Source organism: Mesorhizobium sp. B2-3-7, from assembly GCF_006442695.1.
In the GTDB taxonomy this organism is placed as follows: Bacteria; Pseudomonadota; Alphaproteobacteria; order Rhizobiales; family Rhizobiaceae; genus Mesorhizobium.
The window spans coordinates 168,959-180,784 of record NZ_VFVV01000012.1; the positions used below are offsets into that span (position 1 = coordinate 168,959).

Here is an 11,826-nt window from a genome sequence, read left to right on the forward strand (position 1 = left end):
CCCTGAGGCAGACAGGCCCCCGGTCATTGTCCTCCACGCAGCCGCACCACAACGCTGCGCACTGCAAGCACCAGCACGGTGATGACGATCAGGATCACTGAAAGTGCCGCGATCGCCGGGTCGATATTGTCGCGCAGACCCATCCACATCAACCTGGGCAGCGTGATGGCGTTGACCGAGGTGATGAACAGCGTGACGCCGATTTCCTCCCAGGAGAGCACGAAGGACAGCAGTGCCGCGGTGACGATGCCGAATTTGATGTTGGGCATGATGATGCGCGTGGCGCGCTCCCAAACGCTGGCGCCAAGGCCACGCGCTGCGAGGTCGATACGGCGGTCAAGCTGGCTGAGGGAGACCAGGATCAGCACCGTGGCGAAGGGCACCGTCATCACCGAATGCGCCATGGCCACACCCAGCCACGTGTCGTAGCCGAAAAAGGAACTGACGCCGGAGATCGAGGTGAGCAGGAAATAGAGCGTCACCGCCGAGACCACCGGCGGCACCACCATTGGCAACAGCACGAAGCCGACCAGAGCCGCGGTGAAGCGCGGCTGGAACATCCACACGCCAAGGCTGAAGCACAGTGCCAGCACCGTCGAGATAACACTGCTGACGATGCCGATCCTGATCGAGAGCAGGATGGACTGAAGCCAGCGCGGATCCTCGACCAGCGAGCGGTAGTGGCGCAGCGACAACTCGCCCGTTGGCATCGCCAGCATCCGGCTGGGCGTCAGCGAGACCGGGATCACGGCCAGCAGCGGCAGGAGCAGGAACAGCGCCACCATGACGGCGAGGGCAAGCGAGACGGGACCGGGGCGATAGGTCGGCATAGGCTACACCAATTGCTTCGGTCTGACGTAGCGGAAGAGCAGCGCCATCAGGATGCCGACGAACAACACCAGCACCACGCTGATGGCAGCACCCAGCCCCCAGTCCGGGCTCTGGAAGATGCGGAGATAGATCAATTCGGCGATCATGACGCTGCGGCCACCGCCAAGGATCGCCGGCGTAACGAAGAAGCCGAGCGAGAAGACGAAGACGATCAGCGCGGAGCCGATGATGCCGGAGCGCGTCATCGGCACGAACACCGTCCAGAAGGTGCGCATGCGGCTGGAACCCAGCCCGCGCGCGGCGAGCAGCACACGCTCGTCGAGGCTGCGCATGGAAGACGCCAGCGGAAAGACGGCGAAAGGAATGAGGAAGTGCGTCATGCCGACGATGACGCCGAATTCGTTGCGCACCAGCGTCAGCGGTTCGCTAATGAAGCCGATCGACTGCAGCCAGGTGTTGATCAGGCCGCGGTTGGAGAGAAGCGCCACCCAGCCGAAGGCGCGCGTCAGCACCGATATCCAGAACGGCACCAGGATGCAGAATTCGGCCAGCACCCGCTGCGCCGGGCTGCCGCGCACCCAGACCACGGTGATGGCGTAGGCAGCGGCAACCGACACAACGGTGACGATCGCCGCGATGCGCAGCGTGCGGACGAACACCGACTGTACCAGCGGGTCGGTTATCAGCGCGCCGTACTGGCCAAGCCCCGGCGTCGGCAGTGTGAAGCTCCACTTCACCACGCCGAGGAACGGCCAGGCATAGGCGAGGCCAAGGAACAGGAGCAGCGGCGCCATCAGCAGCGCCGCGCCCATCCTATCCGAGAGAACGCCTCTCATGTCAGCCCAGCGCCGGTCAGGCGGAGATGATCTTGGTATATTCGTCCAGCGCCGCCCCGTAATTCTTGGCGTACCAGTCCATGTCGAGCGGGATCTGCTTCTTCATGTTCTCGGGATCGACCGGGTTGATGCGCTTCTTGTCGGCGGGAACCAGAGCGTCGGCAGCCGGGTTGGCCGGGCCCTGACCGAGCTTGTCGAACATGACAAGCTGCTTTGCAGGGTCCTGCGCGCTGGCGATGAACTTCATCGCCGCGTCCTTGCCGCCGGGGTTGTTCTTCAACACGGCCAGTGCGCCGGGCGAAATCAGGCCCTGGTCCCAGATGAACTTGATCTGACCGCCCGAATCCTGCTCGATCAGCGAGGCTCGCGTCGACCAGACGATCGCCATCGAGGCTTCGCCGTTGAGCAACACGCTCTGGCTTTCCGCGCCGCCGCCCCAATAGGCGACGACGTTCTCCTTGAACGCGGCGATCTTGTCATGCGCGCGCTTGAGGTCGAGCGGATAGAGCGACGCCGGCGCGATGCCGTCGGCGAGAAGAGCCGCCTCCCAGCTCGACACGCCCCATTTGTAGAGGGAGCGCTTGCCGGGGAATTTCTTCACGTCGAAGAAATCGGCCATGCCGGTCGGGGCATTGCTGCCGTATTTCTGCGAATCGTAGGCGATCACATAGGAGAAGAAATAGGTCGAGGCGGCGTAATCCCAGCCGAAACCCGGCCGCATCTTCTTCTTGTCGACTATTGTGTAGTCGATCGGCTCGAGCATGCCTTGCGCGCCAAGCGTGATGGCCGAGAACGGGTCGACGTCGACAAGATCCCAGGTCGGCGCACCGCTTTTAAATTGTGCCGCGATGGCCCCTTCGGTCGGGCCGGAGCCATCCATCTTGACGGTGATGCCGGTGTCCTTGGTGAAAGCCTGGCCATAGGCGGCGTCGTAAGCCGTGATGGCGTCGCCGCCCCAGTTGACCAGCACCAGTTCCTTCGCGGCGGCGAAGGACTTGGTCGAGCGCAGCAGCAGCGGCGTGCCGGCAAGCACGAGGCCTGCAAGTTGCGTGAATTGCCGGCGCGAGATCTCACCGCGCCTTGTCCTTTCGGAGAGCGTTTCGATGGCCTGTTTCTTGGTATCGTTCATGTTAGTTCCCCTTTGTTTTCGTTGATCGAATCCGGAATCCGGTGCGGCGAATTCAGGCCGCGCCGGTGCTCATTGCCCTCCGTCCGGAAGGAGGAAACCCTTTTCCGCCGGCCAGGTCAGCCAGACGGAATTGCCTTTGCTGAGTGCCGCGGCCGCGACCTCGTTCGGCACAGAGACGGTCACCTTCGCACCTTGGCGTGTCGTAAGGTCGAGTTTGGTCGCCGCGCCCAGATAGGTCGATCCGATCGCGGTGGCAGCTATGCCGTTCTCGCCTGCCGCCGCCTCGCGCGCTATCGACATATGTTCTGGCCGGATCGCCAGGATGGCATTGCCATCCACTGCTTCGGCGTTGCCGCGCAGCTTGATTGCCCGGTCTTCGCAGAGCGCGGTCGCGCCATGGTCGGCGACGCGCACGCCCTTCAGCGGCAGCATATTGATCTCGCCCAGGAACTCGGCGACGAAGCGGTTGGCGGGCCGGTCATAGACCTCGTCAGGCGCTCCGACCTGCAACAATTTGCCATGGTTGAAGATGGCGACACGCGAGGACAGCGCCAGCGCCTCGCTCTGGTCGTGGGTGACGAAGACGAAGGTGGTGCCGGTCTCCTGGTGCAGGCGCTTCATCTCGGCCTGCATCTGGCCGCGCAGGCTCTTGTCCAGCGCCGAGAACGGCTCGTCGAGCAAAAGCACGCCCGGCTCGAACACCAGCGCGCGGGCCAGCGCCACGCGTTGTTGCTGGCCGCCGGAAAGCTGCGCCGGCAGCTTCTTCTCGTGGCCGAGCAGACCGACGCGCTCTATCATCTCGCCGACGCTACGCTTGATCTCGGCGGCAGATTTCTTGCGCACCTTGAGGGGAAAGGCGATGTTTTGCTCGACGCTCATATGCGGGAAGAGCGCATAGCCCTGGAACACCATGCCGGCGGCGCGCTGCTCGGCCGGCCGGTCGGTAATATCGACGCCGTCGCTGAACAGGCGGCCCTCGCTGGGCTGCAGGAAGCCGGCCAGGATCATCAGGAAGGTGGTCTTGCCGGAGCCGGAGGGGCCGAGCAGCGTCAAAAACTCGCCGCGGCCGATATTGAGCGTCAGATTGTCCAGCGCACGGAACGAGCCGAAGCTCTTGCCGATCCCGTTCGCCTTGATCTCTGCGGCCCGGCCGGGTTGCTGCATCCTGCCTCTTCCTTGGTGGCTGGGGAAATCGTAGGCAGCGCGAAGGCTCACCGCAACCGAATAGTTTTCGCCTGATCGGCAAATTTGATTCATCTATGGCGAATGCCGGCGACGCTGGAGCCGCGAAATTCACCTCTCCTGGGGGAGATCAGTTGATCTCAATATGTCCGCAACCTGTTCTCCGATAGCTTCGACCTCAACCATCCCCCAAACGCCTCCAGCACAGGGTGACCCGCCTTGGCGTGCTCGGAAACCAGGAAATAGGAACGCGGCGACGGGATCGAGGTCTCGAACGGCTTGACCAGCCGGCCCTCACTCAGCGCCCGGCGGCTGGTCAGCTCGTCCCCCATGGCGATGCCCTGGCCGGCAATCGCCGCCGAGAAAACGAGGTTCATGTCGGAAAAGAAGATGCCGCCCTCGGTGTCGGGGTTCTCGACCTTGGCCAGCGCCAGCCAGCGCGCCCAGTCCTCCGTGTCGCCAAGATGCAGCAGGTTGGCGCGCAGGACGTCGGCGGGCTTGGAAAAGCCGCCCACTTTGTTGAGTAGCGTCGGGCTGCAGAGCGGCGTGAACGAGATTTCGCACAGCAGTTCCACCACGCGGTTCGGCCAGTTGCCGACGCCAAAGGCAATGAAGGCGTCGGCGTCCGGATTGCTGACGTCGTCGAGCCGCCGGGGCGTCAGTATGCTCAGCGCCACGTCCGGATACATCTGCCGGAACTCGCCGATATGGGTGCACAAGAACAGCGAGGCGAAGCCTGGTGTGCATGAGACTGCGAAGGAGCCGCCGACCCCGGTGCCGGCGTTTTGCGCCACCGCGTCGCCGAGCACGGTCAGCGCCTTGCGCACGTCCGCGGCATAGCGCTGGCCGCGCGGCGTCAGCGCCACGCCCTTGCCGATGCGCTCCAGCAGATCGAAGCCGAGGTCGCGTTCGAGCAAGCGCAATTGATGGCTGACCGCGCTGCGGGTGAGGTGCAATTCGTCGGCGGCGCGCCAGACGCTGCCATGACGGGCGAAACTGTCGAGGGCGCGCAGCGCCTGCGTCGATGGAATTCTCAAGAGGTGAACCGAATTTGCACGAACCGGGAAAACATATCACTTTTTGGCAAGCCGCTTCACTGCTTTCTTTAGCGTATGGAGAAACCGGTAACGACATCGGCGCAAGAAACCGCTCTTGCCTGCCTCGACGGCATCCAGCCGCTGCTGTCGGCCTGGACGCGCACCATCTTCGACTTCGGCGAGACCGCCTGGCGCGAGTACCAGTCGGCAGATTGGTATGTCGATCGGCTGAAGCGCGAGGGGTTTGCGGTCGAGGAAGGCTCCGCGGGCATGCCGACGGCCTTCTGCGCCCACTGGACCAATGGAGACGGTCCGACCATCGGCATGTATGCCGAATATGACGCCGTGCCCGGCAACTGCCAGGACGCTGCCACGGTGAAGCGGCCCCGCCCAGGGCTCGGCTCCGAAGCCGGCGGCCATACCGATCCGCACTCGGGCCTGGGCATGGCCAGCCTGGGCGGTCTGCTCGCCACAAAGGCCGCCATGCAGCGCCACGGCATTGCAGGCACGCTGCGCTTCACCGGCGAGCCGGCGGAGAAGGTGCGCGGCTCGAAACCGATCCATGCAGCCAAAGGCTATTATGACGGCCTTGCCGGCATGATCTCCTTCCATCCCTTCTACATGCTGCCGCTCTGCAACACTGCGCGCTGGGACACCCATTGCGGCGCTGCCTACGCGATGATCTATCGCTTCATCTGCGATGAGCCCGAGAATTGGGCACGCGCCGCCGGCGACGGCGCCCCGATCCCGCAGGCACATTCGGCGGTTCGCGCGCCCGGCGCCAACGACGCGCTGATGACGATGTACATAGCCTCCAAGGCGCTGCGCGATTCCATGCTGCCGCACCAGGGCGGCTGGTCGATCAGCGAGGCGATCCTGACGGCGGGCCAGGCCACCGCCGACAATCTGCCGGCAGGCCTTGCCGAGATCCAGTACATGATCCGTGTTCCGACCATCGCCATGGCCGAGCAGGTCACCGCCGTGCTCGACCGAAACGCCTCGGCCGCCGCCGCGATCAGCGGCTGCCGCTACGAACGGTACTGGGTTTCGAAGTCGCGGCCGGGGCTGGCCAATCATGCCATGGCCGGGATCGCCTATGAGGCGTTGGCGAGCGTCGGCCCGCCCCGCTGGGACGAGGCGGCGAAGAAGATCGCCCGCGAGATCCAGGTCAATGCCGGTGGGGTGGCGAGCGAAAACCCCTTCATCGACGAGCTGGAGCGGCTGATTGCACCACAGGAGGCAGAGGCGATCCTGCGCCGCGACCTGCCGCCGTCGCAGGTGAACTCGACCTCGGACGACTACACCGATATGAGCTGGCACGCGCCGACGGCGCGTTTCTATGTCGCCCGCCCTGCCCTGCGTTCGGCAAACGGTCATGTTTTTCCAGCTTGGGCGATGAACGCGCTGGGTGGCATCCCGGCGACCATCGACCCGATGGTCATCTGCGCGGCGAAGACCGTCGCGCTATCCGCCCTTCGCCTGCTGGAAGACAAGGCCGCGCGCGACATGGCGATGGACGAGTTCGTCACCCGAACCGGCGGCGGCATTGGCGGTTCGACCTGGATCGCCCCGCTCTGCGACTACGATCCGCCCATCAACTTCCGCTGGCCGGAATATGTCACCACGCCGCGCGGCCGCGACTGGTGGATACCAAGCAAGCAATGACCGCAAACGCCCATACGAGGAGAACCGCATGACCGTTCATGACCGCATCATCGCCGAGCCGTTTTCGCTGCAGCGCCGCAACCCGGCCGGCGGCACCAAGCCGCTGACATCATGGGGTTTCGCCAACGAGACCGACGTCTTGACCGACGTGCTGCTCGGCTCGCCCAATTTCCTGCGCCATCTCTCGACCAGCTCCCTGTCGCGCAAGCACCTGCGCGAGGCGCCCTGCAACATCCAGATCGCGCAGGCACAACACAAGGATCTGGTCGCGGCCTACGAGCATTTCGGCGTCAACATCCACTGGCACGAGCCGACGCCGGAGCTGCCGATGCAGGTCTACTCCCGCGATTCCAGCGTAATGACGCCGTACGGCGCCATCATCACCGCCATGGCCAATTGGTGGCGGCGCGGCGAGAATTACGCCGCCATCCGCACCTATGAAAAACTCGGCATCCCGATCTACGACATGGTCACCGCAGGCACCTTCGAGGGCGGCGATTTCAACGTCATCGAGGACGGCGTGGTGCTGATCGGCTGCGGCGGGGCCCGCACGCAGGAAGAAGGCGCCCGCCAGGTACAGGCGTGGTTCGAGAAGGAGGGCTGGGAAACACGTATCGCCTTCATCGACGAGTACTATGTCCATATCGACCTGATGGTGGTGCCGATCGCCGAAAAACTCACCGCCGTCTGCCTCGCCTGCACCGAGCCGGGGATCGTCGACTGGCTGAAGGGCAAAGGGCACGAGATCATCGACGTGCCGTTCCAGGACACGATGGCGCTCGGTTGCAACTTCATGTCGCTGGGCAAGGACAGGGTGATCGCGCCGACATCCAGCCAGTCGCTGATCGGTCAACTCAAGGCGCGCGGCTTCGAGGTGGCGGCCGTCGACATGAGCGAGATCTCCAAGACCGGCGGCGGCATCCACTGCATGGCGCAGGCGCTGAAGCGCGAGGCGGCCTGAGCCCGGAACGGCAACCCCCATCTTCGCCGGCCTGATCAGCGTCAGGCGGGTGAATGGCAGTTTGTAACCGCCCCCATCAACAAACCCCGCAGGTGTGTCCTCGCCACCCTTGTGGGCGTCCGCAAATGGATGAATAGTCAGGGCGGCGTCGCCCTGAAACTGCCCGCTTGGTTTTCAGGCCGTGCCATAGCCGTCCGGGTTTTTGAATGGTCAGTCCTGAACCACGCAAGAGAAGAGGTGCGATCGCCGCTCGGCTGCTGGCGCTCGACGCATGGATCGATTCCTCTCTCTACGAGATCGGGTTCAAGGCGCGCCAGTTCTGGGAGGGCGCGACGATTTTCTCGCGGCGCTTTCGCGTCAACGGCTGGCGCCGTGGCATCGTCGAGCTGTTGAGCGAAGGTTTCACGCTTGGCGCCGGCGGCATCGTCGTCATGCTGGCGCTGGCTATTCCCGCCTTCCAGGACACGGCCGGCGACTGGCGCGCCCAGGGCGACTTCGCCGTTACCTTCCTCGACCGTTATGGCAACGAGATCGGCCAACGCGGCATCATCCAGCGCGATTCCGTGCCGGTCGACGAAATGCCCGATCATGTCATCAAGGCGGTGCTTGCCACCGAGGACCGGCGTTTCTTCGACCATTACGGCATCGACGTTCTCGGCCTGTCGCGCGCAATCTTCGAAAATGTGCGGGCAAACTCCGTCGTCCAGGGCGGCTCCAGCATCACGCAGCAGCTGGCCAAGAACCTGTTCCTGACCAATGAGCGCACCTTCGAGCGCAAGATCAAGGAAGCCTTCCTGTCGCTGTGGCTCGAAGCCAATCTGTCGAAGAAGGAAATCTTGCAGCTCTATCTCGACCGCGCCTATATGGGCGGCGGCACGTTCGGCATCGAGGCGGCGGCGGACTTCTATTTCGGCAAGAGCGTCAAGGACCTCAATCTCGCCGAGGCGGCGATGCTTGCAGGCCTGTTCAAGGCGCCGACCAAATACGCGCCGCACATCAACCTGCCGGCGGCGCGCGCGCGCGCCAATGTGGTGCTGTCCAATCTCGTCGATTCCGGCTTCATGACCGAGGGCCAGGTGCTGCAGGCAAGGCTGCATCCGGCCGATGTCGTCGACCGCGGCGAACAGAAGAGCCCCGACTATTTCCTCGACTGGGCCTTCGACGAGGTTAAGAAGATCGCCAAGCCCGGGCAGCACTCGCTGGTGGCGCACACCACCTTCGACGCCAACATCCAGAAGGCGGCAGAAGAGTCGGTGGAGTTCCACCTGCGCCAGTTCGGCAAGGAGTACAACGTCACCGAAGGGGCCGTGGTGGTCATCGAGACCAACGGCGCGGTGCGCGCGATCGTCGGCGGCCGCGACTATGGCGCCAGCCAGTTCAACCGCGCCACCAAGGCGCTGCGCCAGACCGGTTCCTCCTTCAAGCCCTATGTCTATGCAACGGCTATGGAGCACGGCTTTACGCCGAATTCGATCGTATCAGGCGGGCCGATCAGCTGGGGCAGCTGGTCGCCGCACAATTACGGCGGCGAGTCGGCGGGCAAGGTTCCGCTCATCGTGGCCATGGCCAAGTCGATCAATACCGTGCCCGTGCGGCTTGCCAAGGATTATCTCGGTATCGGGCCGATCAAGGCGATGGCGGAATCATTCGGCGTGGAATCGCCGCTCGAAGCGCACAAGACCATGGTGCTCGGCACCTCGGGCATGACCGTGATGGACCAGGCGACGGGCTACAGCGTGTTCGCGCAGAACGGCTTCGTCGGCTCCAGGCATGGCATCACGCAGCTCGTCACCCGCACCGGCGAGGTGGTCTACGATTTCGCCAAGGATGCGCCGCCGCCGCACCGCGTGCTGTCCGAGCAGGCGCTGAAATCGATGAACACCATGCTTGTCGCGGTACCGGCGATGGGTACCGCCAGGCGCGCGCAGATCCCCAACATCGTCGTCGCCGGCAAGACCGGCACGACGCAATCCTACCGCGATGCCTGGTTCGTCGGCTTCACCGGCAACTACACGGCGGCCGTCTGGCTGGGCAATGACGATTTCACCCCGACCAAGAACATGACAGGCGGCTCGCTGCCGGCGATGGTGTGGCAGCGGCTCATGGTCTATGCGCATCAGAACATCGACCTCAAGCCTATCCCCGGCATCGACAAGCCCTTCGTCGACGAGGAGATCGCGGCCAAGGCCGCGGAAGCGCAGAAGAAGAGCGAGGAACAGGCAGCGGCCGATGCCGCCGCCGAACGGCCGCCGGTGCTGTCCAGCCGGACGACACAGACGCTCAGGGACATGACCCACCTGTTCGAAACGGCGCGCAGGCTCGGTGCATCTGCTCCGCCCGAAACGCTGTCGGCGCTGTGATCGCGGCGCCTCTTCCCTTCTGTCTTCGGGAAGATGGAAAAGCCGCACCTTGCGAATCCGCGTCCTGCGGCTTGCCACACGACCCCGCGCCGCGATATCCCCGAGCGGCAATTCTTCATGCGCCCGGCCTTTCATGCTCAAGAACGCCTTCCTGACGCTGCTTTCGCTTGCCATAGCCATCGGCGGCGGCGGCGCCAGCGTCTGGTATGCGCTGAAAATGCAGGACGGCGTCGGGGCGATCAGAATCGGCCAGTGGACCGCCTTTCCCGACATCGGCACACCCGCAGCCGACCCCTATTCCAAGGCCCGCGTGGCGCGCGAGGGCGTGCTCGCGCTTGGCCGCGCCGAAGGGCTGTCCTTTGTCGCCGAGGACGACGCAGCTGGCGGAGAGCTCAGGCGCGAATGTACCTACACGATCGAAGGCGGATTTCCGACCGCCCGATTCTGGACCCTCTATGCCGCCGACCAATCGCTCGGCGTGCTCGAGACCGGCAAATCGCGGCTTGCCGCACTTCAATCCTATGGCGTGCTGCGCCAATCCGACAATTCGGTGCTCATTTCCGTCGGCCATCAACCGATGCCCGGCAATTGGCTGCTGACCGACGGTTCCGGCAGGATGTATTTCGTCTTGACATTCTACGACACGCCGATCGCCAGCAGCACCGGCCTGTCGGATGTTTCGCTGCCCAAGATCACCAAGGTCGGCTGCGATGCGTAGTGTCTACGCCGCGACGCGCAGACTTGTGCATGCCGTCCTTCTCGGCCTCGTCGGTGCCGGTATCGTGCATATCGTCGTGCTGCTTCTGGTGCCTGAATTCTCGGAACGCGATGCCTGGTCGCGGCTGTCGATGGCATCGGATCTGTACCGGATGACCCGGCTCGATGCCGAGGCGGGCGGCGCGCCGGTGGTGAAATCGGTCGACCCGCTGTTTTATGCGACGGCTTGCCGGTTCGACCTCGAGGAGGGAATGGTGAGGATCAGAGCGCCGGGCAATGTGCCCTTCTGGTCGGTGTCGGTCTATGACCGCAACGGCCACAACATCTATTCATTCAACGACCACACGGCGACCGGGAGCAAGCTGGATGCCGTGGTGCTGACGCCGGCGCAGATGATCGACATACGCAGGGACCTTCCCGAGGAGCTTCAGGGAGCGATCTTCGTCGAAGCGCCGATCGACGAGGGCATATTCGTCATCCGCAGCTTCGTGCCGGACGACAGCTGGAAGTCGATCGTGTCGCGCTTTCTGGAGCAGAGTTCGTGCGAGCTGCAAGACTTTTAGACCGCGGCCCGGACAATCGCATCAGAACAATCAAGGGCGGTGCCGCAGGGATGATTCGCGCCTCGGCCTCAAGAACGTTCAGTGGTGCGGCACTGGCGCGCGTGGCGATCCCGGCTTGTCAGGGCCGGCGGGCCGCGCTTCCCCCGCGGCGGACCGCTCATAGCGGATGCCGGGAAAGATGATCACCGCCGCCGGTATTTCGGTGGTTTGCTTTGCTCGATTGGTTGGTGCCGTTCTCGGCACGAAAGACAGTACCATGCCCATGGTTCGCGTATTCCTCTCGGTTGCCCCGGAGCACAACGCAACGCCTCCAAATATCATTAAGGCCGGCAGAGGGTTAACGGAGCGTTAAAATAATGGGTTGATTTTTCAGCTAAATTCGCTGGCAGTGCCTAAACGTTTTGCCCGAAACCTAAAACGCCCGCGCCCGGTCTGGTCGGTCTCTGTATCAACCAGACCGTTTTGCTTTTAGAGCGGAATGAATTGAGGCTGAATCGGGTGGGATTCCCTAAGGCTTGCAAATCTGATTCAACATGCTGGCTGGG

The 11,826-nt window shown here is 63.8% G+C and carries 10 protein-coding genes; 5 read left to right on the plus strand and 5 right to left on the minus strand.

Annotated elements, in window-relative coordinates:
- Positions 1 to 23 precede the first annotated feature (23 nt).
- The 5 genes from FJ940_RS22775 to FJ940_RS22795 all read right to left on the minus strand — a co-directional run bounded on the left by FJ940_RS22775 (position 24) and on the right by FJ940_RS22795 (position 5,015).
- On the minus strand, positions 24 to 830 hold the full coding sequence (locus FJ940_RS22775) for an ABC transporter permease (protein WP_140580854.1): 807 nt from the start codon (positions 828 to 830) through the stop codon (positions 24 to 26).
- Positions 831 to 833: 3 nt separating this feature from the next.
- Complete coding sequence (locus tag FJ940_RS22780; RefSeq protein WP_140559435.1) at positions 834 to 1,667, minus strand: ABC transporter permease; 834 nt, start codon at positions 1,665 to 1,667, stop codon at positions 834 to 836.
- A gap of 16 nt (positions 1,668 to 1,683) precedes the next feature.
- A complete protein-coding gene (locus tag FJ940_RS22785; RefSeq protein WP_140494711.1) occupies positions 1,684 to 2,796 on the minus strand; it encodes an ABC transporter substrate-binding protein in 1,113 nt (370 codons plus the stop codon).
- Positions 2,797 to 2,865: 69 nt separating this feature from the next.
- On the minus strand, positions 2,866 to 3,960 hold the full coding sequence (locus FJ940_RS22790; protein ID WP_140494713.1) for an ABC transporter ATP-binding protein: 1,095 nt from the start codon (positions 3,958 to 3,960) through the stop codon (positions 2,866 to 2,868).
- Between the two features lie 158 nt (positions 3,961 to 4,118).
- Entirely contained in the window at positions 4,119 to 5,015 is an 897-nt protein-coding gene (locus FJ940_RS22795) for a LysR substrate-binding domain-containing protein (protein WP_140553936.1), read from the minus strand.
- A 75-nt stretch (positions 5,016 to 5,090) separates the two neighbouring features.
- On the opposite strand from FJ940_RS22795, the gene FJ940_RS22800 reads away from it, so the two are divergent.
- The 5 genes from FJ940_RS22800 to FJ940_RS22820 all read left to right on the plus strand — a co-directional run bounded on the left by FJ940_RS22800 (position 5,091) and on the right by FJ940_RS22820 (position 11,281).
- Complete coding sequence (locus tag FJ940_RS22800) at positions 5,091 to 6,680, plus strand: amidohydrolase (protein ID WP_140658003.1); 1,590 nt, start codon at positions 5,091 to 5,093, stop codon at positions 6,678 to 6,680.
- A gap of 28 nt (positions 6,681 to 6,708) precedes the next feature.
- On the plus strand, positions 6,709 to 7,641 hold the full coding sequence (locus FJ940_RS22805) for a dimethylarginine dimethylaminohydrolase family protein (protein ID WP_140517963.1): 933 nt from the start codon (positions 6,709 to 6,711) through the stop codon (positions 7,639 to 7,641).
- A 206-nt stretch (positions 7,642 to 7,847) separates the two neighbouring features.
- Positions 7,848 to 10,001 (plus strand): penicillin-binding protein 1A, encoded by a 2,154-nt coding sequence (locus tag FJ940_RS22810; protein WP_140520727.1) that lies wholly within the window; start codon positions 7,848 to 7,850, stop codon positions 9,999 to 10,001.
- A 133-nt stretch (positions 10,002 to 10,134) separates the two neighbouring features.
- Entirely contained in the window at positions 10,135 to 10,719 is a 585-nt protein-coding gene (locus FJ940_RS22815; protein ID WP_140658005.1) for a DUF1214 domain-containing protein, read from the plus strand.
- Complete coding sequence (locus tag FJ940_RS22820; RefSeq protein ID WP_140658007.1) at positions 10,712 to 11,281, plus strand: DUF1254 domain-containing protein; 570 nt, start codon at positions 10,712 to 10,714, stop codon at positions 11,279 to 11,281. The genes FJ940_RS22815 and FJ940_RS22820 overlap by 8 nt, the downstream gene beginning before the upstream one ends.
- Positions 11,282 to 11,826: the final 545 nt, after the last annotated feature.